Source organism: Acidovorax sp. GW821-FHT11A03 (assembly GCF_058809075.1).
Genome location: NZ_JBXASG010000011.1, coordinates 159,938 through 181,270, shown reverse-complemented (window position 1 = coordinate 181,270; position 21,333 = coordinate 159,938). Strand labels below are relative to the sequence as shown.

The following is a 21,333-nucleotide window of genomic DNA, read 5'->3' as shown; positions in this document are numbered from 1 at the left end:
CAATTCAAAATGCGCCGCAATGCACGACGGAGTTCTGGTAGTAGTCGCGGCACACTTGATCGCTCTTGAACTTCCAGCTTTTGCCGACGTAGTGACCTCCTTCAGGACCGGAATCGAGCTTGCCGCCCGGCTTAAAGTACTTGCGGAACAGCCGCACCTGCCGGCTGCGCTGCGCGGCCAATGGCTGCTCGGTCGTGCCGTACTTGACCACCGCGGACCAGCCGCCGTCCTGGCCCAGGATATGCGCCCCCGTGATGACTCCTGTCTCCGCAAGACAGAGTGCCATGGTCGATTGTTTCTGCCATGCCTCGCCTCGGTGTTTCAATGAATCCGCCGTGCGGACAACAGTTGGCAGTTAACGCAAACAACAGTTGTTTGCAATGAAACTTGTCTTACCGCCCGAGGTGGTGTGGCTACTCCTTGGCCATGTCCAAGTCCACCTGACCACGCTTGCCCTTGGCCGTGGTGGGCGAAGTCAACGTCATCTGGACGGTACCGTCGCGGCCACCTGGGAGCGCATCGGAGAATTTGAGTGTGACGAGGGCCTCCGCCTCGCTCTTGAGCTCCAGCGCCACCAGGACCTCCCGGCCTGCGCAGGGGTCGTCCCTGTTGCTGGTGAACGTTCGCCACGTGTTGCCCCCTTGCCGAGTTGCAGCTTGGCTTCTTGCGACCTCTTGGCGCCCTGCCAAGTGACCTTCCAGGTCCCGTGGAAAGGCTCTGGCGACTGGGCGAGGGCGATGGACGCGAACAGCGCGCCCAGGGTAGCAATACAGGCTTGTTTCATGAATGGGACTCTATTTCCTATGGATTCAGTTTGGCCCTGGCGCTTTGTGGACAAGCGCCAGAAGCTCTCATTTTCATAGCAAGTAGAAAAATCAACAGTGCGCTGGCAACCTTTCTCACCTAAACCCTGCGGCGCCACGCCAGCAAGCCCAGCAGTGCCGCCAGCAGCACCAACCCCCATTCGCCCAGCGTGGGGATCGCCGCAGCCCCGCCGGGGCCAGGCGCCGCTAGCACCGCAACACCGCCCGGATCGACGATGCGCCCATTGGGCGCGCCGCCCTCATCGTCGCCCGCGCCGCCGTCCACCAGCGTGAGCACCGCCTTGTTCGCGGCCAGCGCGGCACCCGCGAACGGCCCCCACGCGCCGCCCTGGCGCTTCCAGTATTGCGCGCCCTGCGCCAGTGTGCCGGGGTAAGTGATGTCCACGGTGACGGGCGAGGTATCGCAGCCGTTCAGCACGAAATCCAGCACGCCGTGCGGAAAGCTCGGGCCCGCAGGCGCACCCGCGCTGGCGGCGGAAAGCAGCCGCACGCTCTCGAACGCACAGGTGGCTCCACCGCCCGAGACCGCCACCGCGACGGGGCCCGAGCCCGTGGACGACGGGGCCGAGAAAGCCTTGCTGTCGGCCAGCGGCGTTGCCGGGTTGGTGGGGACTGGTGCCACGCCACTGCCGCCGCCATTGGTAGCCGCCACCGAGAAGGTGTAGGTGGTGCCATCCTGCAAGCCGGTGACGGTGCAACTGGTGACGGGCGGCGTGGCGGTGCAGGTCTGGCCGCTGGGCTGGCCGTTGGCCAGTGCCGTCACGGTGTACTGCGTGATGCCGCCGCCATCGCTGGCGGGCGGCGTAAAGCTCACCGTGACCTGGCCGCTGCCCGAAGGCGTGGCCTGCACGTTGGTGGGTGCGCCGGGTGCCACGGCATTGACCGTGAAGCTCTGCGGCACGTGCGGCGCGGCGGCCCAGGTGGTGTCGCCGGGCTGGGTTGCGGTGACGGTGCAGGTGCCCGCCGCTACCAGCGTGACCGTCGTGCCCGCCACTGTGCAGACCGCCGGCGTGCTGCTGGCAAAACCCACCGTCAAGGTGGAAGTGGCGCTGGCCGATAGCGGCGGCACGGTGGCGCCGAAGCTGCGGTTGGGCAAGGGACCGAAAGTGATGGTCTGCGTGTTTTGGGGCGTGGCCTGGCAGGCATCAAAGTTGTAGGAGCCCGACAGGGAGCCGTTGGTGCAGGCTCTGGACTCAGAAACGCAACTGCCGCCGGCAGGTGTCGAAGCGCTCATATACGCGGTAACGTTTTGCCCGTGGCCAATGAGTTGCCCATTGAACAAGCAACTGGCTGGAGCGCCGGCAGTACAGGACGCATAGTTGTAGGAGCCCGACAGAGAGCCACTAGTACATGTGCGCGCTTGAGAGGTACAACTGCTTCCAAAAGGAACGTTCGAACTCTGATACGCAGTGACACTCTGACTGTGTCCGATAGTCAGTCCATTGAAAAGGCAGGAGGAAGGCACGTTGACCCCGCAAGACGCATAGGCGTAGGCACCCGTCAAGAGCCCGCCTCCCACGCATTGCCTTTGCTCAGACACGCAAACTTGGCCGGTCGGAACTGCGGACCACTTGTACGCCGTCACGCTCTGGCCTTCGCTCAAGGATGCTCCGTTGAAGCTGCAGACGGAAGGCGTTTGCGCCTGTGCCACCGTGATCGTGAAGCTGCGTGTAGAGATGTCGTCAGCGGAGGTGACCGACACGCTCAAGGTGTTGCTGCCTGGGTTGAGTGGAATCTGCGCCGACGCGCTGCCCGACGCCACCGGCACACCGTTGACCAGAATGGCCGCATCGCTCGCCCACGCCGTAGGCGTGACGGCGATGCTGGCGGCCTGCACGGTGAGGGTGTGGTAGGTGAACTGGTTGGTATCGAACGCGGGCGACAGGGCCACGGGGCCGCTGCCTGCGTCCAGCACCAGGTCCAGTAAGCGGGATTCATTGGAAGCGGCGCCGTTGGTACTCTTGAAAACGCTGCTACCGTTGGTGCCTGCGTACAGCGTTGTGGGTGTGGCGGGGTCAATGGCCAGGGCCTGCACGATGGCGTTGGCCAACCCGGAATGGGCCGCCGACCAGGTCGTGCCGCCGTTGGTGCTTTTGAATACGCCGCCAACGGTTCCTGCATACAGTGTCGTGGGCGTGGCGGGGTCGATTGCCAGAGACAGCACGTAGAGGCTTGCCAGCCCGGTATTGGCCGCCGACCAGTTTGCGCCGCCGTCGGTCGTCTTGAATACGCCACCGCCAGCGGTGCCCGCATACAGCGTTGCAGGCGTTGCCGGGTTCATCGCCAGCGAAAGCACGTTGTTGTTGTTCAGCCCCGCACTGGACGATGACCAACTGACGCCTCCATTGATGCTCTTGAATGCACCGCTATCGGTGCCTGCGTACAGCGTCGTGGGCGTGGCCGGGTCGATGGCAAGGGTTTGAACGCCTTGCGTGCCCGTCAAGCCATTCATGAAAATCGCCCAGGTTGCGCCTGCGTCCTGGCTCCTGAACACGCGGCCCTCCGCGTGGAATCCGTTGCCGTGCCAGACGGACTCCGTTCCTGCGGCGTAGAGACTGGCCGCACCGGGGGCCATGGCCAACGAATACACCGAGTAGCCCTGTAATCCGGAGCCCGCCAATGCCCAGGTAGCGCCGCCATCGGTGCTCTTGGCCACGCCCGCACTGGTGCTTGCGTACAACGTGGCTGGGGTCGCCAGGTCGATGGCCAGGGACGACACGCGGGTGTTCGGCAAGCCGCTATTGGCCACCGCCCAGGTGGCGCCGCCATCCGTGCTCTTGGACACGCCCATGAACTCCGTGCCCGCATACACGGTGGCCGGTGTAGCGGGGTCGATGGCCAGCGCGCTGACGCTGCCCCCTTGCGGCCCGCTGGTTGGCTGCCACGCATTGACCGCCCACGCGGCAGAAGACAGGCTCAAGCCGCCCAGCAGCCAGAGCGCCAGCAGCCAGCGGCCCCACCAACAAAGATTGGAGTTTTTTAGGGCTCCAGCACTCACTGGACATGCGGTAGCAGCTCTCATTTTCATAGTGTTTTTTGGATAAACGAATGCGCCCCAATATCCCTGCTGCCGCAGCCGCGCGCCATCCTGCATTTGTAGGATGGCATAGCCATCGCCTAATGCGTAGGCTGACTGGGTGGTGAACGCTGCGCAGGCGCGCGTGGACATGCGGCACCTACTGGCGCCGCACACTTTTTCTCCTCACTTCTCCGGGCCGATGCCCGGTCACCCAAACAACCCTCCTACCCGATGAAAGAAAGGCATTTGCCATGAAGAAACTGCTGCCACTGCTCCTGATTTCAGCCGCCGCCATGGCTGCAGGCGCCAGCGCCACCGCGCAAACCACCGACTTCCCCGAAGGCGCCCAACCGCTGACGCCAGAAGCGCTGCGCGAAGCCCTTACGGGTAAGGTGTTTTCCATCACCCCCGCCAAGGGCTCCACCTGGCGGTGGGAGTTCAAGGGCAATGGCTATTTCTTCTTGAATGCGGGCAGCTTTAGCGACTCCGGCAAGTGGAGCACCAAGGAAAGCAGCGTGTGCCAGGACACTGGCAAGAACATGGGCTGCAATGAGATGCGGCAGAAGGACGGCACGCTGTACCTGAAGCGCGACAGCGGAGAGATCGTGACGTTCAAGCCACAGTAGTTCAACTGAGAAATCGGCACAACCTAAGAAAAAGCTGATGGCTGGCTGCGCACAGAGCCATTGGCGAACCACCGTTGTTCATGGCTCCCAGCAGCGCTCGACCATGGCGGCCGAGGCCCGGGTTGCCAAGCTACCCCAGCGGTACCCGATGTAGGCGCAGACGGCTGAAGCGTGAACCGCAGGGCCTTGCGAACACGGGAAATTCAGCTCCAGGGTGTCGGATACCACCTTGGCAGTGCTGGCCGAGTCGCTGTTGCCATCGGTCTGGTTGGCGGTTTGCGCAGCTTCGTTGGCTGCGCGGTTGTATTCCTTGACCTGCTCGTCCAACAGCCGCAATGTTTGCGCTTTGCTTCCTGCCTGCTGGCGGGCGCCCGCCAGCATGGCAGACACGGATTCGCGCAATATGGCCTGTCGCACATCGGCCAGGGAGGAGTCGATGTATGGCCGCAGTTGGGGGGCAAGAAAGCCGTAGGCTCCGCTGCAGCTTGCCGCGTTCACGGCACTCGTGTCCAGCGCAATCTCGGGCTGCGGTGGCGCCATGGATTCCGGGCCGCCCCGGCTGGGCGCGGCGTCCCAGCGCGGCTCATCGCCCCTGAACGCATCGGCCGCTTGTCGCGCCGTCTGCGCCTGGGATATGCGCTGGCGGCTGTTCAGCCCCGCTGCCAGCACATCCAACGCCATGCCACCCAAAGCGCGCACGGCATTCTCCGGGCCCAGGCCGCGCAATGCGTCCGCAGAGGCCAATGGAATCTGCCCTTCGCTGAAGGCACTGCTCGCCTGCCGGGCGTGCTGATCCCGCGCCTGGGCATGCAGCTTTCGACCCAAGGTCAGCACCTGCTGCATATCGTCAGGACGGGGCTGCGTGTCGCCCCATGCCTGTTGCAATGCAGCAGCGCAATCCTTTTGCAATACCTGGTACGCGGCCAAGCCTTCCGCTTCCATGTGCATGTGGGCCAGCAGGGCGAATTCACGGACATTGCTTGGGCAGTCCGCCGCAGCCGCCACGCCCCAACCCCATAGCACGCACAGTTCCAGCGCCGTCCGCACGGTTCGCCCTGACTTCATGCGCCTGTCAGCTTCTTGTAGAGCGATAGCAGTTGCGCGCGGATTTCGCTGTGCGATGCACCGCTAAGCGAGGTGTTCATGCCATCCAGGCTGACTTGCACCACCTTGCTACGCATCTCAACCCCAGGGGCCAAGCTGTCGAGCAGGGCCTGCTCGATCTCGTTCTGCATGGACGAGAACCGCTGTTCGTTCTGCAAGGTAGTCATCATCAACATGCTGGGGTTGTAGGCGCCCGCCCCGCCGAACAGGCCCGAGCTAAAGCCACCCACCAAGACAGCGCCCACCTCAAGCCATCCCAAAGCCTGGGACTTGTTGTATGCCTGCGCCAGCACCCAGCGCGTCTGGCGGAAGCTCTTGCCATAGTTGCCGTTCAGGATGCCCTCAGTCATGGCCGCGTTCTGGGTGGCAAGCCAATCGCGCTCCGCATCGAGCAGCTTGCGTGCAACGGCGATCTTGCGGTCGTCGCCAGGCGCCGGGGTGCGCTGCCGAAACCGGTTGGCCAGCGCTGCGTCGTAGTCTTGCAGGTACACGGCAAAACCTGCGTCGAATGCGGCCCGAGTGTCGATCTTCAGCAGTGCATTGGCTGCTGCGCGCGCCAGCCACTCCACCGCAGGACTGCGGATATTGTCAGCAGTGACTTGAAAACCCGGCTCTGCCGTCTTCTTCAAATATTCATCGTTGTTAGCCTCCCACAATGCGCCCGTGACCATGACAGACCCCGGTGCTACCGGCCTGCCCTCATGCTTTGGAAAATCGACAGAGGAAATTTCCGAATCTGCGAAATATTGCAAGGGGGAAAAGCGTGGTACCTCCCTAGCGCTTTGCTGCACACAGGGGACTTCGCCACTGCCGTAGAAAGTCAAATGCCTTCCTGTCGCGAAAATATGGCCGCATGTAGCGGCAGACGTTGGCCCAGCACTGCGAATGCTGGCGGTAATAACGGCGCCTGCACCGACAGACGCCTTCACGACCCCAGGAAAATCGAACAGCTCCACCACTAAACTGCTGGGAATGCTGGTGGACATGGCCGGAGCCACAACGAATCGACCATCCCTGTAGTCGACATACATAGGCTCAAGATATATGTTTCTTTCATTGACATACCTTGCCATGATTTTTTTCAGCTCCGCCGCGTAGTACGTGGATTGTTCAAAAAGCATGGGAGCAAATTCGCCCGTGAATGCACTATGGCCACACCCGGCGGAAGTGTCATTGCCATAGACGGAGTTCAGCTTGCAGGGGTAACGATCCACCAGTTGGCGCTTGGCCACTTCGCTCGACAGCATGGGGTATTGAATACTGACGACACTCCCAGCCGACAGATCACGCGGGAAATTTTGGATGGATGGATTGATATCTCCGCTTAGTTTTGAAACTTCAGAAAATGAAGTGCAACCGAAAAGATTCATAGCACCACAAAGCACCATGAACACTTGCACGAATATTTTTTTTATCTTTGGCATTTCACCTCCATCATTGCTATTTTGTGCAAAACCCATAGGCACTGGAGTTGCCAGTTATCGTGCTTGTGTTGAAATCGGAAATATATGGCGAATCTGGTGACACGCAGGCCTTAACCCAGGTTTTTTGATTATCAACCCCACTGGTGCCAATAATTTGGTGCGTACTCCCTGGCGACAAACCATCCATTCCTTGGCTGTATGTATACCCAGTTGGACTAAAAGAAGCGCGCTGCGCTTTGCATTGAAAAAGCGTTGAATTACTCGAATCGGGTCGCAAATTACAATAGCTATACTTAATAGTCACGTTGCATGTATTCGTGATTCCGAGCCCCCCATATTGATACGGCGACAATCTCACACATTGATCTGCACTCTGACCAGCGATATTTGCACCGCCCGTACCGCCCGTACCACCCGTACCACCCGTACCACCCGTACCACCCGTACCACCCGTACCACCTGTACCACCCGTACCACCCGTACCACCCGTACCACCTGTACCACCTGTACCACCTGTACCACCCGTGTTGGATGCACAACTATGCGTCCACGACGAAGACGTGACCACAATCGTCATTGCACCGAAGTCAGGCGCCGGGCCAGAACAAGCTAACGTAGCGATGGTCTTGCCTTCCTGCCCCGCGGTGAGAACGATCGCCCCAATCTTCTGCCCATCGCGCAGAATGCTGCCCCCCTCGACAAACAGCAGCCCATTGAGCGCCGAGCCGCTGGACAGATGCACAAATTTGTCGTCGCTCTTGCGAACTGCAAACTGCGTGGATGCACCGTCCAGCACAACATGCTGGTTTGCATTGCCGGTGAATACCCGGTATTGCTGAGACGCCCCCTCGGAAGGCGCCTCGTTGTTGTCTGTGCCGCCACCGCCACATGCGGCCAGGACGGCGGCGGATGCGATGACGGAGAATCTTTTGACCTGCTGCATTTCTGCGCTCCTGAATTGATTTAGTGATTCCAAAGAGGCCGCCACTGCTTGCACGCTGCGCCTCCCCCGTTCGCACCGATTGAGCCAAAAACACCACACCGCCACCATCCTGCATTTGTAGGATGGCGCAGGCATTGGCATGCACGTAGGCTTTATCTGCAGCAAGGAACGCGGCGTGGACCGCCTCCGCTGCAATCACTTATCAACCCAGATGCCCAGCGCAAGAAAAAAAGGCTGCCAGCCATGAAAAAACTCCTCCTTACTTCCGTAGCCGCAATGGTTTTGAGCACCAACGCCCTCGCCCAAACCGCCGACTTCCCCGAAGGCGCCGAACAGTTGACGCAAGAAGCCTTGCGCGAGGCCCTGGCTGGCAAGGTGTTCTCCATGACCCCAGTGAAAGGACCCGACTGGCGCTGGCAGTTCGACAACAACGGCTATTTCTTCTTCAACGCGGGCAGCTACACCAATTCCGGAAAGTGGAGCACCAAGGACAGCACCGTGTGCCAGGACACGGGCAAGACCACCGGCTGCAACCCGATGCGGCAAAAAGACGGCGTGCTGTACCTCAAGCGGGACAACGGTGAACTGCTGACCTTCAAGCCACAGTGATCCAGCCACCTCGCTCATTCATTCACTCATTCGTTCATCCTTCATCGCCATGCGTCACGTTCAACACACCCTCCCCACCTGCCTCGCCGTCGCCACGCTGTGGGGCGCGGCCGGCATCGCCACCATCGCGCACGCTCAGACGCCCGCACCCTTCGTGGGCATCTGGACGGTGGCGTGGCAAGGCGTGCGAACACCCCAGCAGGCGCGGCTTGTCATCACCGAGTCCGGGGGCACCTACAAAAGCAATGCAACCTCGAGGGACGACCCCTGCGTGGGCAAGCAAGTACCCATCGTGCTCGAAGACGTCGATGGCGAGGAGGCCACAGTGCTCCTGAAGTTTTCAGAAGCGCTTCACGGCTGCACCGACAGAAAGCTCAAGATCAAGAAGGTCGACGACAAGAACATGATGGGCTCGTTCGGCAAAACGGCGGCGACCATCACGCGCGACTAACACGTCGCCAAGATGCTAGATTTTTAATAGCACTTTTCGCTGACTGCGAAAGCGCTGCAGGTCATTTTCCCTTTGACCACCGCCCTACCCGACCCGCAGAGCCTGCAGCAATTGCACCAGCTCCACCTGCCTGCGGCACCCTGTCTTGCCCAACAGATTGGCCAAGTGAGTGCGAGCGGTGTTCCAGGTGCAGCCCTGGATGGCGGCGAAGTCCTTGACGGTCTTGCCCGATGCCAGCAGCAGGGCCAGCCGGGCTTCGGTGGGCGACAGGCCCAGCATGTCACCCACCAGCGCGTGGTCCATGCCGGCCATGGCGCCCCCGGGTATGGCCGCCACGACCAGTGCCATGGGCACTTGGCGCAGTGCGGCCCAGGCGTGGTGGGCCTGCAGCGGCAACACGGTGACGGCCAGCCGCTGCGGCCCCTCTTCCGGCAGGGCCAGGACGGCGGCCCGGCCCGGGCTGGCGCAGGCGGCGGCAACCAGTTGGCGCAGTTGCGCATGCGCCGCGCCGTCGGCGCAGCCCATGCCCCCCTGCCGGGTGCGCAATGCTCCGGGTGCCGCCAGTAGCCGCTCCATGGCGGCATTGGCGTGGTGGATGCGGCATTGCGCATCCACCACGGCGATGCCCTGGCGCAGGCTGTCCAGCGCTGCCATGCCCAGGGTGGCGTTGCGCGCCAGGCTGAGCATGCGCGCGCGCAGGCGGGCTGCGCGGGCGATGTCGGGCACCAGCCGCTCGATGAAGCGCTTGTCGTGCGCCGAATAGGGCTTGGCGTCCCGGGGGCGCATGAAACTGATGAGGTCTGACGCACTGCCCTCCTTGCGCACGGCGATGCCCGCCGTGTGCCGGAGGCCCAGGGGGATAAGCCAGTCCGCGTACACGGGGTTGTGCAGCGCTTCGCGCTGGCTGAAGTGCTCGTGGTCCAACATGATCCCACCCGGCGCGAGACCCAGCGTCGCTGCCAGGCGCAGGTCGCAGCCCGCGTGCTGTGTTTCGTATTCGGCCATGTGCCCGGCATGCAGGCCAAAGCTCTCCAGGTTGCCCACGCTCTCGGGCGTGGGCGCACCGCTGGCGTCCAGCGTGAAGCAATGGAACACGCCTGCCTGCAGCCGGGCACGCATGGCATCCATGCCCGCGTGCCACGCATGGGGCTGCAACACACCCTCGTAGAAAAGGCCGGCGATGGCTTCAGGTTCCTGATGGCGCATGTGCTTTTCAACCCATGCGCAGCGACTGCAGCAGGCCCACCAACTCCGCCTGGCGGCGGCAACCCGTGCGGCGCAGAAGCTGCGCCAGATGCGCGCGGGCGGTGTTCCAGGTGCAGCCCTGGATGACGGCGAAGTCCTTGACGGTCTTGCCCGATGCCAGCAGCAGCGCCAGACGCGCTTCCGTGGGCGACAGACCCAGCATGTCGGCCAGCAGGCCAGGGGTCAGGCCGCCAGGGGCGTCCGGGTCTACCAGGACCACCAAGGCCATGGGCACCTGGCGAAGCGCTGCTGCATGATCAGCCTTAAGCGGTAGCACCGTGACCACAAGGCGAGACAAGCCGCCTTCAGGCCGTATTGCCCCTGCAGCGGTGGGTCCTGCACTGGCGCACGCAGCGGCCACAAGAGCCTGCCACCGGGCCTGGGACGCGCCATCACGGCAGTGCACCCGCCCGTACCGGACGCCTATCGAACCGTCCCGAGCAAGCAGCCGGGCGGCGGCGGCATTGCCATGCTGCACGCGACATTGCGCATCCACCACCGCGATGCCGTGCGGCAAGGCATCCAACGCCGCCAGGCCCAGGGCCGCCTGGCGGGCCAGCGGCCTGGCCTGCGCGCGCAGGCGGGTGGCGCGCAGCAGGTCGGGCATGAGCTGTTGCGCGAGGCGGCGGTCGGCATCGCTGAACGGGCGCTGGTCCCGATGGCGCATGAAACCCACGTATTCCTGCACGGTTCCTTCCACGCGCTGCATCAGCACCATGGTGTGCTTCATGCCCAGCGAGGCCAACCATTCCGCGTAGATGGCGCTGCGCGACATGTCGCGAGCGCTGAAGTGTTCATGGTCGAGCATGGCCTGCCCTTGGCACAGCCCCATGACCACGGGTAACCGCTCATCCGTCATGGCGTAGTGCTGTTCATAGGTGGCGACCGCTTCTGCGTCGTCAATGCCACCGCTGGCAACGCTGTCCACGACCGTGCCCAGTTGGTGGTCCAGCGCAAGCTGGTGGAACTTGAAACCGCCGACGGCATGGTTGAAGGCGTCCATGGCGCCATGCCAGTCTTCGGGCGACAGCACGCCGTCATACAGCAGGCCGGCAATGGTTTTGATCCGCCTCTGCATAGGGTCAACCCAGCCGCAATGACTGCAGCAGCCCGACCAGTTCCGTCTGCCGGCGGCAGCCCGTCCTGCGCAGGAGTTGCGCCAGGTGCGCGCGGGCGGTGTTCCAAGTGCAGCCCTGCAGGGCTGCGAAGTCCTTGACGGTCTTGCCCGATGCCAGCAGCAACGCCAGGCGCGCCTCGGCGGGCGACAGGCCCAGCACTTCGCCGATCAGGTCCGGGTTCAGGCCGCCAGGCGCCGCAGGGTTGGTGATCACCACCAGGGCCAGCGGCATTTGCCAATGCGCGGCCGCTGCGTGGCTGGCCTGGAGCGGCAGAACCGTGACCACCAGCCGCCCATGCTCCCCCGCAAGGCTTTGCACGCCAGCAGCGGCCGGCCCTTGGCATCCGCAAGCCTGCACAATGTGCTGCAGCAGTTGCGCATGGTCCGGAGCGTCGCTGCAATGCAGCCGTCCATGGCGCACCCGCAGCGCATCGGTGCTGGCCAGCAGGCGGTGGGCTGAAGGGTTGCCGTACTGTATGCGGCATTGCGCATCGACCACGGCGAGGGCTTGCGGCAGCGTGTCGAGCGCCGCCAGCCCCAATGCGGCCTGCCGAGCCATGTGGCTCGCGCGGGCGCGCAGTGCGGCGGCGCGGCGCAGGTCGGGCATCAGTTGGTGGACCAGCGCCTTGTCATTCGCTCCATAGGGCGCATGGTCCGCCGGGCGTATGAATCCCAGGAAATCGCGCGCGCCGCCTTCGTCGCGCACCAGCGCCCCCAGCGTATGTTGAAAGCCGTGGGGGCGCAGAAAGTCGGTGTACACGATGTTGCGCGACATCTCGCGCGTGCTGATGTGCTCGTGGTCCAGCATGATTTGCCCCATGGGCATTTGCGCCAGGGCGGCCATGCGCAGATCGTGGCCGATGTAATGATCTTGGTACTCGCGCAGTTTCTCGGCGAGCAGGCCCGCCTTGCCTTGGTTGTCCACGCCGTTGAACACCTGGGAACTGGCGGTGTCCAACGTGAAGTAGTCGAACAGCCCGGCGCCTAGCGACCCGCGCAGGGCATCGAGACCGTCATACCAGCCTTGCGGAGACAGCACGCCGTCGTACAGAAATCCAGCGATGCGGCGGATGGATTCTTCCCTCATGCAGGAATTCTAGTAACAGTTGTGTCCATCACGCCAACCATGGTTGCCCCTCCTCCCAGGCCATGGATCTGCTCCTGCAGCACAGCATGCTGGCACCCGCATTGCATCGCCAAGGAGCTCTGCAGTTTGACGTCCGCGCAGCGCTTAGACACCGTTATAGGGTAATACGCGCTTAGGACGCGGCCCCTGGCGGCCCGCCGGCCGCGCAGGCGGCCGATGTCAGGCCTTGGGCAGGGTCACGCCCACCTGGCCCTGGTACTTGCCCCCACGGTCGCGGTAGCTCACCTCGCACACGTCGTCCTTGTCGCTCTCGAAGAACAGCACCTGCGCGCAGCCCTCGCCCGCGTAGATGCGCGCGGGCAGCGGCGTGGTGTTGGAGAACTCCAGCGTCACGTAGCCTTCCCACTCGGGCTCGAACGGGGTCACGTTGACGATGATGCCGCAGCGCGCATAGGTGCTCTTGCCCAGGCAGATGGTGAGCACGTTGCGCGGGATGCGGAAGTACTCCATCGTGCGGGCCAGCGCGAAGCTGTTGGGCGGGATGATGCAGCTGTCGCCATGGAAGTCCACGAAGCTCTTCTCGTCGAAGTTCTTCGGGTCCACCACGGTGCTGTGGATGTTGGTGAACACCTTGAATTCGGGCGCGCAGCGGATGTCGTAGCCATAGCTGCTGGTGCCGTAGCTGATGATCTTGCGGCCCTCGGCCTCGCGCACCTGGCCGGGCTCGAAAGGCTCGATCATGCCGTGCTCGGCCGCCATGCGGCGGATCCATTTGTCGCTCTTGATGCTCATAGCAGAACTCCCTGCGCTGTGGCCCGCACAGTGGTGGACTGCCGGGCGCTATTAAATACGTAGCTGGTAGCGCATGAATATCAAGCGCTAGAGCCGTATTTTGCTTGAGAAATCACTGTTTCCTGCACCACCCGGTCGTCGCCGAGCACGATCAGCGCAAACAAAAGCTCATCCAGGTTGCGCGCCTGGCGGGTCTTGCGCGCCAAAAGGGGGGTGGCCTCAGGGTTCAGCACCACAAAATCGGCCTCGCAGCCCGGCTGCAGATTGCCCACCACGCCCGCCAGGCCCAGCGCCTTCGCGGCCCCCGCCGTGTGCCGCCACCACAGCTGCCGGGGCGACAAACTCAGGCCCTGCTTGCTCTGCCCTTCACGGCCCACATAGTAGGCCGCCAGCATGGTGTGGAACGGGCTGAAGCTGGTGCCCCCGCCCACATCGCTGGCCAGGCCGTAGCCAAAGCCCACGCGGTCCGCGCCCGCGTAGTCGAAGAAGCCGCTGCCCAGAAAGAGGTTGCTGGTGGGGCTGACGGCCGCCACGGTGCCGGTGTCGCGCATCAGCGCCCGGTCGTCGTCGTCGAAGTGGATGCAATGGGCGTACACCGCGCGCTCGCGCATCAGGCCAAAGCCGTCATACACCGCCAGGTAGCTGCGCGCATCCGGAAACAGCTCGCGCGCCCACCGGATCTCGTCGCGGTTCTCGGCCACGTGCGACTGGATCCATACATCCGGATAGCGCGCGGCCAGCTCGCCCGCGCCGCGCAGCTGTTCATGCGTGCTGGTGGGCGCAAACCGCGGCGTGATCGCGTAGCCCAGGCGGTCCACACCGTGCCAGCGCTGGATCAGGGCCTCGGTGTCGAGCAGGCTCTGCTCTGTCTCGTCGCGCACGCCGTCGGGCGAGTGGCGGTCCTGCAGCACCTTGCCGGTGATCAGGCGCATCTGCCGGCGCTGCGCCTCCCCAAACAGCGCATCCACGGATGCGGGGTGCGAGGTGGCGAACGCCAGCGCCGTGGTCACGCCGTTGCGCAGCAGCTCGTCGACGAAGAAGCCCGCCACCTCGGCGCCGTAGGCCGGATCGACAAATCGAGACTCGTGCGGAAAGGTGTAGTTCTCCAGCCAGGGCAGCAGGCCCTCGGCGGGGGAACCAATCACATCGGTCTGCGGAAAGTGGATGTGCATGTCCACGAAGCCCGGCGCCAGAATGCGCCCCGGCAGGTGGACGACAGGCTCGCCGGCGTACCGGTGCGACAAGGCCTGCCACCCGCCCGCCGCCAGCACCCGCTGGCGGCCGCCGGCGTCGGGGCCCACGGCCAGCAGGCCGTCTTCATCGTAGAGGGCCGTGCCGTCATCGGCAAAGCGCAGGAGGGCGGATCGGTAGACAGGCATGGCGCAAGCTTAGCGGCAGGGACGGCGGCTTGCATATGGCGCGCCCCATAGTGGCTATAGCACGCGCCGGCGAGACGGCAGGATCACCGCGCCAGTTTGCCCTGCACCCCTTCCACCAGCCAGTTCATCTGCAGGATCTGCGCATCGGAGAGTGCCTGGCCCGCAGCGATCACTTCGTGCCCTTCGTTGTCCCGCACCGGGGCCTTGCCCGCGCGAAACGGCTGCAGCCTGCCCGCGCCAATGGCCTTCTGCGCGGCCAGCACCTCCTGCTGCACGGCCGCCGGCACCCGGGAGCCAAAGTCGCCCACGCGGATCATGCCCTCGCGCACCCCGCCCCAGAGGGCGGCGCTTTTCCAGGTGCCGCTCTGCACGGCGCGCACGCGCTCGGTGTAGTACGGGCCCCACTGGTGGGTCACGGCCACGATCTGGGCATCGGGCCCGGTGCGGCGCATGTCCGAGTGGTAGGCCACGGCCATCTTGCCGCGCTCCTGCGCGGCGGCCATCACGGCCGTGGATCCGGTGTGAAAGGCGATCACATCCACGTCCTGGTTGAAGAGCACCATGGCCGCATCGCGCTCCCTGGGCGGGTCGAACCACACGTTGATCCACACCACCTTCACGGTGGCCTGGGGGTTCACCGAACGCATGCCCAGCGTGAACGCGTTGATGCCCTGCAGCACCTCGGGGATCGGGAATCCCGCCACGTAGCCCGCCACGCCGGTCTTGCTCATGCGGCCCGCCGCGATGCCCGCCAGGTAGCGCCCTTCGTAGTAGCGCGCATTGGCCACGGCCACGTTGGCGGCCGTCTTGTAGCCGGTGATGGATTCGAACTTCACGTTCGGGTAGTCCTGCGCGACCTTGAGCGTGGGCTCCATGTAGCCGAAGCTGGGCGTGAAGATGATCTGGTGGCCCGTGGCGGCCAGGTCGCGGATCACGCGCTCGGCATCGGCCCCCTCGGCCACGTTCTCGACGAAGGTCGTCCTGACCTGGCTGCCCAGCGCGGCCTCCACCGCCTTGCGCCCTTCTTCGTGCTGGCGCGTCCAGCCCGCCTCGGTGATGGGCGAGACGTAGACGAAACCAGCCTTGACGGGTTCGGCGGGCGCCGCCCTGGGAGCGGCCGCGCCAGTCTGGGAAAAAACGGGGGAGATGAAAACGGCGCCCGCGAGCGCACTCACACAAGCCGCACGCAGTGCGGTGGCGAGGTTTTTGTACATGGTGTTCCTCTACATGGTCCCGATGACAGAAAAAGCAAAAGGCTGCCGGGACAGCAGCCTTTGCAAGGGCGGTATTGTAGCCAGCGGGGGCGCCCGCGCTGGCGCAGCGCTTCCTCAGCGCAGCCGCGGCGCGTTCGACGGCGCGCCGAGGCGGAACGCGCCCACCACGTCCGCCAGGCGTGCGGCCTGGTCCTTGAGGCTCTCGGCGGCGGCGGTGGACTCCTCCACCAGGGCGGCGTTCTGCTGCGTCATCTGGTCCAGCTGGTTCACCGCCACGTTCACCTGGCTGATGCCCTGGCTCTGCTCCGACGCGGCGGCGCTGATCTCGCCGATGATGTCGGTCACGCGGCGCACGGAGCTCACGATCTCGTCCATGGTGCTGCCCGCGTTCTGCACGAGCGCGGCGCCCGATTCCACCTTCTCGACCGACTGGCCGATCAGGTTCTTGATCTCCTTGGCCGCTTCGGCGCTGCGCTGCGCCAGGCTGCGCACTTCGCTGGCCACCACGGCAAAGCCGCGGCCCTGTTCGCCCGCACGGGCGGCTTCCACCGCCGCGTTCAGCGCCAGGATGTTGGTCTGGAAGGCGATGCCGTCGATCGTGCCGATGATGTCGCTGATCTTCTTGCTGCTGGCGTTGATCGCGTCCATGGTGCTCACCACCTGGGCCACGACCTCGCCGCCGCGCTGCGCCACCTGGGCGGCCGATGCGGCCATCTGGTTGGCCTGCACGGCGGAGTCGGCGCTCTGGCGCACGGTGCTGGTGAGCTCTTCCATGGAGCTCGCCGTTTCCTCGAGGTTCGCGGCCGTCTGCTCGGTGCGCGCGCTCAGGTCCTGGTTGCCGATGGCGATCTGCGTGCTGGCGGTGGAGATGCTGTCCACCACGCCACGCACCTGCTGCAGCGAGCCGTGCAGCGCACTGCGCATGAGGTCCAGCGCCCGCAGCAGGCGGCCGGTTTCGTCGTTGGCGTAGCTGGCCTGCGGCGCACCGGTCAGGTCCATGTCGGCGATGGATTCGGCAATGGCCTCGGCGTGGCGCAAAGGACGCGTGATGCTGGTGGCCAGCAGCCAGGCCAGCAGCCCCCCGAGCACCAGCGAGATGGCCGTGCACAGCTGCAGCAGCAAGGTGGTCTGCGCGCGCAGCTCTTCGCTGCGCTTGCCGGCGGCGTCCAACTGGGCGCGCTGGGCATCCACCATTTCCTGCACGCCGGCCAGGTAGCTGCGCGAGGTGGGCTCGAAGCGCTCGGTGAACACCTTGTTCGCGTTCTCGGCGTCACCCGCCTGCTTGAACTTGCTCACCTCTTCCCGCGCGGCCAGATAGCTCTTGCGCAGTTCGCCCACCTTGGTGAACAGCTGCTTTTCCTCGGGCGTGTCCATTTTCGACTCGATGAATTTCTGCAGTTCATTGGTGTCGCGGATGGAAGCCGCCGTGGCGGGCGCGAAGTACGGGATCAGGCTGGCATCGCTGCTCTTGGCGATGGCCGCGGCACGCTGCACCCCGGACGTGGTGTGGCGCAGCCAGTCCGAGCCCGCCCGTTCGGTCTTGACGTTGTCGTTGACCATGGTGTCGATCTCGGCGCCAAGCTGGCCCAGCCGGACCACCGCCACGATGCTGCTCGCCAGGAACAGCGCGAGGATCACACCGAGCACCAGGGTAAGGCGCTTGCCGATGGACAACTGATTGAGAAACATGGAAAACACTCCGGTAGGAAACAGCGCAGACGCCTGCACAAAAAATTAGGGCCCCGCAGGGCCGTTTCAGGGCACGCGGGCATCCGGTGGATGCCAACAAATGCTTACAGAAACCCATGATTCTAGGGTTTACCCGGATTTCACCTGCAACGTGTGCGACGGTCCGGCGCACGCGGCGCCCCCGCGCAGCGAAATCCCCTCAAAAACGGCTGCTCCCGCGAAGGGCCGGCATGGCCAGCCTCCGCCTGCCGCTCGGGGAGCGTGCGCCTGCGTTCAGTAGTCGTGCTCCACGCACCGCTCGAAGGCTTCCTTGAGCTTGTGTTCCCACACGCGCTTGTCGGCGTTGCCGGCAAAACTCGCTTCGAAGCTGTTGAACGCCAGCTGGTAGGCATGGCGGGCTGTCAGGCCCGCGGCCGCGAACACCTGCGTGAAGTTCTCATTGATGTAGCCGCCAAAGTAAGCCGGGTCGTCCGAATTGACCGTGGCCGCAAGGCCGGCGTCCAGCAGCTGGCCCAGGTTGTGGTCGGCGAGGTTGGGGAACACGCACAGCTTCTGGTTGGACAGCGGGCACACCGTGAGGGCGATGCGGTCCTGCGCCAGGCGCCGCATCAGCGCGGCATCGTGCACGGCCTGCACGCCGTGGTCGATACGCTCGACCTTGAGCACCTCCAGCGCGCTCCAGATGTAGGCGGGAGGCCCCTCCTCGCCCGCATGCGCCACCAGGTGCAGGCCCAGTTCACGGCAGCGTGCGAACACGCGCGCGAACTTCTCGGGCGGGTGGCCCACCTCGCTGGAGTCCAGCCCCACGCCCACGATCTTGTCGATGAGCGGCATGGCCTGTTCCAGCGTTTCAAACGCGGACTCCTCGCTCAGGTGGCGCAGGAAACACAGGATCAGGGTCGCGCTGATGCCCAGTTCGGTGCGCGCGTCCTGGCAGGCGCGGTGCAGGCCGTTGATGACCGTCTCCATGGCCACGCCGCGCGCGGTGTGGGTCTGGGGATCGAAGAAGATCTCGGCGTGCAGCACGTTGTCGCGCGCCGCACGCCCCAGGTAGGCGCGCGCCATGTCGTAGAAGTCCTGCTCGTGCAGCAGCACGCTGGCGCCCGCGTAGTAGATGTCCAGAAAGCTCTGCAGGTTGGTGAACGCGTAGGCGCTGCGCAGCGCGTCCACGCTGTCATAGGGCAATGCCAGCTCGTTGCGCTGCGCCAGCGCGAAGATGAGTTCGGGCTCCAGCGAACCCTCGATGTGGATATGCAGCTCGGCCTTGGGCATGGCGCGCAGCAGTTCGGGCAGGCGTTCGGTGGAGATGGGAGGCACTTTAAACATCAGCAGACTCCAAAGGTGATGCCGCTGTGGCGCAGAAAGCGGCGGTAGAAGGATGATGCCTTGTCGGCGGCGGTATGCAACTCCGCCCGCAGGTCCAGCGGCAGGCACCGGGGCACCTGCGACTCCAGCACGGGCTGGTCCTGCATGAAGATGGTGTGCTGGAACGCCTGCAGCTTTTCCGCCGGCGACTCGAAATCCGCCACCGCCAGGCGGAACCAGACGCGGCTGCGCACGGGCGTCACGGGGCAGATGAACAGCGCGATCGCCTCGCGCCAATCCCGTACCGCGGTGGTGCCGGCCTCGGGCACCTTGGTCAGCACCGCGGCATAGGGGGCCGTGACTTCATAGGTGTACTCCACCTGGGCCGGGGCGGTCGAATGCAGGTTGGACTGGGGCTGCCAGGCCTTGCAGCCCGTGGCACGCAGGCCCGTGGGCAGGGACTCCACGCGGTAGTCGTCGATGGCCGTGGCCTCGCGCGTGCCCAGCCAGCCTTCGTGCACGAAGCCGAAGTGCGACATGTCCAGGAAGTTCTCGATGATGCGCGGCGCGCTCGCCGCCACGTCATAGGGGCCGCAGTTGAGCTTGCGCAGGCGCGCATCGTCCTCGGCGGCAAAGGCGGGCGGCGCGGCATCGCCGGCCTCGAGCCGCACCCACACCAGGCCGTGGGCCTCGTGCACGGCATGGCGGTGGGCGCAGTGCGTGGCGGGCGGGGTGAAATGCGGCAGCGCGGGCACGTGCACACACTGGCCGTTCGCGGCGAACTGCCAGCCGTGGTAGGGACATTCAAGCCGGCCCTCGTGCACGCGGCCGAGCGACAGGCGCGCACCCCGGTGCGGGCACTGGTCCGCGAAGGCCTGCGCATGGCCCTCGCCATCGCGCCAGAGCACGATGTCGCGCTCCAGCAGGCGCGCGGCCAGCGGGGCCTGCACGACATCCTCCGAGGGCGCGACAGGATGCCAGAGGGTGGCTTCGATCATGGTGGGCAGGGAATCTCGTGGTGCGTGTCGTTGTGGCAGCGCCCCCTCCTCTCTTGTGCGAGGGCGCTGGTCGAGCATATACGCAAGCGCTGCCGCACGCCGCATGCCCAGCGCCGGCAGCACGGCGTGCCGGCCGCGCGGGGGCGTGGAGTACGCCCAGCAAAAAGGCCGCCCGGGGGCGGCCTTTTTCAGGGGAGCGCTCCCGGCGCCAGCGCCGGGAAGCCCGTGCGGCTTCTTACTTCTTGTCGCCGCCGGGGATCTTGCCTTCCACGCCCTTGACATAGAAGTTGACACCGCCGAGGAACTTGTCGTCGGCCACCGCATCCTTGGCGAGCACTTCCTTGCCGTCCTGGCCCACGATCGGACCCTTCCAGATCTGGAACGAGCCATCGGCCAGGCCCTTCTTCACGGCTTCGACCTTGGCCTTGGTGTCGGCAGGCACGTCTTCGGCGATGGAGACGATGTCGATCGCGCCTTCCTTCACGCCCCACCAGCTCTGGCCCGTGGCCCACTGGCCTTCCAGCGCGTCCTTGGTGGCCTTGATGTAGTACGGGCCCCAGTTGATCACGGCCGATGCCAGGTGGGCCTTGGGGCCGTAGGCGGTCATGTCGGAATCCCAGCCGAAGGCGCGCTTGCCCTTTTCTTGCGCCGTCTTGAGCACGGCGGGCGAATCGGTGTTCTGGAACAGCACGTCGGCGCCGCCGTTGATGAGCGACGTGGCGGCTTCGGTTTCCTTGGGCGGGCTGAACCATTCATTCACCCAGACCACCTTGGTCTTGATCTTGGGGTTGACCGACTGCGCACCCAGCGTGAAGCTGTTGATGTTGCGGATCACTTCAGGAATCGGCACCGAGCCCACCACGCCCAGCGTGTTGGTCTTGGTCATGGCGCCGGCGATCACGCCCGCCATGTACGCGCCTTCGTAGGTGCGGCTGTCGTAGGTGCGCATGTTCTCGGCCGTCTTGTAGCCGGTGGCATGCTCGAACTTGATGCCCTTGTTGTCCTCGGCCACCTTGAGCATCGACTCCATGTAGCCGAAGGTGGTGCCAAAGATCAGCTTGTTGCCCTGGCCGGCCAGGTCGCGCAGCACGCGTTCGGCGTCGGCCGACTCGGGCACGCTTTCCACGAAGCTCGTGACCACCTTGTCGCCGAATTCCTTCTCGATGGCCTTGCGGCCGTTGTCGTGCGCGAACGACCAGCCGCCGTCACCCACCGGGCCGACATAGGCGAACGCGATCTTCAGAGGCTCGGGCTTGGGTGCCGGCGCTTCTGCCGCAGGGGCCGGTGCGGGCGCGGGGGCCGGTGCCGGTTCTTCCTTCTTGCCACAGCCCACGAGCGCGGCGGCGGCAACGGCGGAGAGCGCTGCCACCTTGAGCATGGAGCGTTTCTGCAGATCAGTCATGTCGGTTTCCTTGTTGAATGAAGAGTGAGACTTGCAAAGGTTGGGGACGAAAGCAGCAATTATGGGGCGATCTACCGTGGGGTAACCAGTTTTTGACGCACCGGC

General features: G+C 64.7%; 19 protein-coding genes. 3 read left to right on the top strand and 16 right to left on the bottom strand.

Features of this window, described 5'->3' with window-relative positions; translation table 11 throughout:
- Positions 1-4 precede the first annotated feature (4 nt).
- The 3 genes from AC1RVY_RS24945 to AC1RVY_RS24935 form a co-directional block, all read right to left on the bottom strand.
- Positions 5-286 carry a hypothetical protein gene (locus tag AC1RVY_RS24945; protein ID WP_369641764.1) on the bottom strand — a complete coding sequence of 94 codons (282 nt, stop codon included), beginning with the start codon at positions 284-286 and terminating at the stop codon, positions 5-7.
- Positions 287-413: 127 nt separating this feature from the next.
- Entirely contained in the window at positions 414-575 is a 162-nt protein-coding gene (locus tag AC1RVY_RS24940; RefSeq protein WP_492808776.1) for a hypothetical protein, read from the bottom strand.
- 328 nt (positions 576-903) lie between these two features.
- A complete protein-coding gene (locus AC1RVY_RS24935; RefSeq protein ID WP_492808774.1) occupies positions 904-3,744 on the bottom strand; it encodes an IPTL-CTERM sorting domain-containing protein in 2,841 nt (946 codons plus the stop codon).
- A gap of 350 nt (positions 3,745-4,094) precedes the next feature.
- Between AC1RVY_RS24935 and AC1RVY_RS24930 the strand changes: the two genes are divergently transcribed.
- Positions 4,095-4,469, top strand: coding sequence for a hypothetical protein (locus tag AC1RVY_RS24930; protein ID WP_369641761.1), 375 nt, complete (start codon positions 4,095-4,097; stop codon positions 4,467-4,469).
- A 78-nt stretch (positions 4,470-4,547) separates the two neighbouring features.
- Here the strand turns inward: AC1RVY_RS24930 and AC1RVY_RS24925 are convergent, their stop codons facing one another.
- Genes AC1RVY_RS24925 through AC1RVY_RS24915 form a run of 3 tightly spaced genes read right to left on the bottom strand, consistent with a single transcriptional unit; the run spans position 4,548 to position 7,940 of the window.
- Positions 4,548-5,516: a hypothetical protein gene (locus AC1RVY_RS24925; RefSeq protein WP_492808772.1), complete on the bottom strand. Its 969-nt coding sequence runs from the start codon at positions 5,514-5,516 to the stop codon at positions 4,548-4,550.
- Positions 5,517-5,530: 14 nt separating this feature from the next.
- Positions 5,531-7,033, bottom strand: a complete 1,503-nt coding sequence (locus AC1RVY_RS24920; protein WP_492808770.1) for a hypothetical protein — start codon at positions 7,031-7,033, stop codon at positions 5,531-5,533.
- Entirely contained in the window at positions 7,014-7,940 is a 927-nt protein-coding gene (locus tag AC1RVY_RS24915; RefSeq protein ID WP_492808768.1) for a hypothetical protein, read from the bottom strand. The genes AC1RVY_RS24920 and AC1RVY_RS24915 overlap by 20 nt, the downstream gene beginning before the upstream one ends.
- Positions 7,941-8,183: 243 nt before the next feature.
- Here AC1RVY_RS24915 and AC1RVY_RS24910 point away from each other — a divergent pair, with 243 nt between their 5' ends.
- The gene (locus AC1RVY_RS24910; protein WP_492808766.1) at positions 8,184-8,549 is read left to right on the top strand and encodes a hypothetical protein; all 366 of its coding nucleotides are present in this window, start codon (positions 8,184-8,186) and stop codon (positions 8,547-8,549) included.
- A gap of 49 nt (positions 8,550-8,598) precedes the next feature.
- Positions 8,599-9,000 carry a hypothetical protein gene (locus tag AC1RVY_RS24905; RefSeq protein ID WP_492245851.1) on the top strand — a complete coding sequence of 134 codons (402 nt, stop codon included), beginning with the start codon at positions 8,599-8,601 and terminating at the stop codon, positions 8,998-9,000.
- 84 nt (positions 9,001-9,084) lie between these two features.
- On the opposite strand, the gene AC1RVY_RS24900 is transcribed toward AC1RVY_RS24905, so the two are convergent.
- From AC1RVY_RS24900 to AC1RVY_RS24855, 10 genes are all read right to left on the bottom strand, one after another.
- Entirely contained in the window at positions 9,085-10,206 is a 1,122-nt protein-coding gene (locus AC1RVY_RS24900; protein WP_492245852.1) for a LuxR C-terminal-related transcriptional regulator, read from the bottom strand.
- 7 nt (positions 10,207-10,213) lie between these two features.
- Complete coding sequence (locus AC1RVY_RS24895; RefSeq protein ID WP_492808763.1) at positions 10,214-11,323, bottom strand: helix-turn-helix transcriptional regulator; 1,110 nt, start codon at positions 11,321-11,323, stop codon at positions 10,214-10,216.
- 4 nt (positions 11,324-11,327) lie between these two features.
- Positions 11,328-12,449 (bottom strand): helix-turn-helix transcriptional regulator, encoded by a 1,122-nt coding sequence (locus AC1RVY_RS24890; RefSeq protein ID WP_492808761.1) that lies wholly within the window; start codon positions 12,447-12,449, stop codon positions 11,328-11,330.
- Positions 12,450-12,668: 219 nt separating this feature from the next.
- Positions 12,669-13,241, bottom strand: a complete 573-nt coding sequence (gene dcd / locus AC1RVY_RS24885) for a dCTP deaminase (RefSeq protein WP_056167817.1) — start codon at positions 13,239-13,241, stop codon at positions 12,669-12,671.
- Between the two features lie 80 nt (positions 13,242-13,321).
- Positions 13,322-14,620, bottom strand: a complete 1,299-nt coding sequence (gene guaD, locus AC1RVY_RS24880) for a guanine deaminase (protein ID WP_218293630.1) — start codon at positions 14,618-14,620, stop codon at positions 13,322-13,324.
- An 83-nt stretch (positions 14,621-14,703) separates the two neighbouring features.
- Positions 14,704-15,834 (bottom strand): BMP family ABC transporter substrate-binding protein, encoded by a 1,131-nt coding sequence (locus AC1RVY_RS24875; RefSeq protein ID WP_492808758.1) that lies wholly within the window; start codon positions 15,832-15,834, stop codon positions 14,704-14,706.
- Between the two features lie 114 nt (positions 15,835-15,948).
- The gene (locus AC1RVY_RS24870) at positions 15,949-17,523 is read right to left on the bottom strand and encodes a methyl-accepting chemotaxis protein (protein ID WP_492808756.1); all 1,575 of its coding nucleotides are present in this window, start codon (positions 17,521-17,523) and stop codon (positions 15,949-15,951) included.
- 273 nt (positions 17,524-17,796) lie between these two features.
- On the bottom strand, positions 17,797-18,849 hold the full coding sequence (locus AC1RVY_RS24865; RefSeq protein ID WP_492244195.1) for an adenosine deaminase: 1,053 nt from the start codon (positions 18,847-18,849) through the stop codon (positions 17,797-17,799).
- Positions 18,849-19,826, bottom strand: coding sequence for an aromatic ring-hydroxylating dioxygenase subunit alpha (locus AC1RVY_RS24860; protein ID WP_492808754.1), 978 nt, complete (start codon positions 19,824-19,826; stop codon positions 18,849-18,851). Before AC1RVY_RS24860 ends, AC1RVY_RS24865 begins: the two co-directional genes overlap by 1 nt.
- A gap of 235 nt (positions 19,827-20,061) precedes the next feature.
- Positions 20,062-21,228: a BMP family ABC transporter substrate-binding protein gene (locus AC1RVY_RS24855; protein ID WP_218293625.1), complete on the bottom strand. Its 1,167-nt coding sequence runs from the start codon at positions 21,226-21,228 to the stop codon at positions 20,062-20,064.
- Positions 21,229-21,333 lie beyond the last annotated feature (105 nt).

Coding starts and splice junctions, on each gene's coding strand:
- AC1RVY_RS24895 (WP_492808763.1), bottom strand. CDS start 11,323: ATGCAGAGGCGGATCAAAACCATTGCCGGCCTGCTGTATGACGGCGTG.
- AC1RVY_RS24870 (WP_492808756.1), bottom strand. CDS start 17,523: ATGTTTCTCAATCAGTTGTCCATCGGCAAGCGCCTTACCCTGGTGCTC.
- AC1RVY_RS24865 (WP_492244195.1), bottom strand. CDS start 18,849: ATGTTTAAAGTGCCTCCCATCTCCACCGAACGCCTGCCCGAACTGCTG.
- AC1RVY_RS24945 (WP_369641764.1), bottom strand. CDS start 286: ATGGCACTCTGTCTTGCGGAGACAGGAGTCATCACGGGGGCGCATATC.
- AC1RVY_RS24905 (WP_492245851.1), top strand. CDS start 8,599: ATGCGTCACGTTCAACACACCCTCCCCACCTGCCTCGCCGTCGCCACG.
- guaD (WP_218293630.1), bottom strand. CDS start 14,620: ATGCCTGTCTACCGATCCGCCCTCCTGCGCTTTGCCGATGACGGCACG.
- AC1RVY_RS24915 (WP_492808768.1), bottom strand. CDS start 7,940: ATGCAGCAGGTCAAAAGATTCTCCGTCATCGCATCCGCCGCCGTCCTG.
- AC1RVY_RS24860 (WP_492808754.1), bottom strand. CDS start 19,826: ATGATCGAAGCCACCCTCTGGCATCCTGTCGCGCCCTCGGAGGATGTC.
- AC1RVY_RS24875 (WP_492808758.1), bottom strand. CDS start 15,834: ATGTACAAAAACCTCGCCACCGCACTGCGTGCGGCTTGTGTGAGTGCG.
- AC1RVY_RS24900 (WP_492245852.1), bottom strand. CDS start 10,206: ATGCGCCATCAGGAACCTGAAGCCATCGCCGGCCTTTTCTACGAGGGT.
- AC1RVY_RS24855 (WP_218293625.1), bottom strand. CDS start 21,228: ATGACTGATCTGCAGAAACGCTCCATGCTCAAGGTGGCAGCGCTCTCC.
- dcd (WP_056167817.1), bottom strand. CDS start 13,241: ATGAGCATCAAGAGCGACAAATGGATCCGCCGCATGGCGGCCGAGCAC.
- AC1RVY_RS24910 (WP_492808766.1), top strand. CDS start 8,184: ATGAAAAAACTCCTCCTTACTTCCGTAGCCGCAATGGTTTTGAGCACC.
- AC1RVY_RS24930 (WP_369641761.1), top strand. CDS start 4,095: ATGAAGAAACTGCTGCCACTGCTCCTGATTTCAGCCGCCGCCATGGCT.
- AC1RVY_RS24890 (WP_492808761.1), bottom strand. CDS start 12,449: ATGAGGGAAGAATCCATCCGCCGCATCGCTGGATTTCTGTACGACGGC.
- AC1RVY_RS24920 (WP_492808770.1), bottom strand. CDS start 7,033: ATGGGTTTTGCACAAAATAGCAATGATGGAGGTGAAATGCCAAAGATA.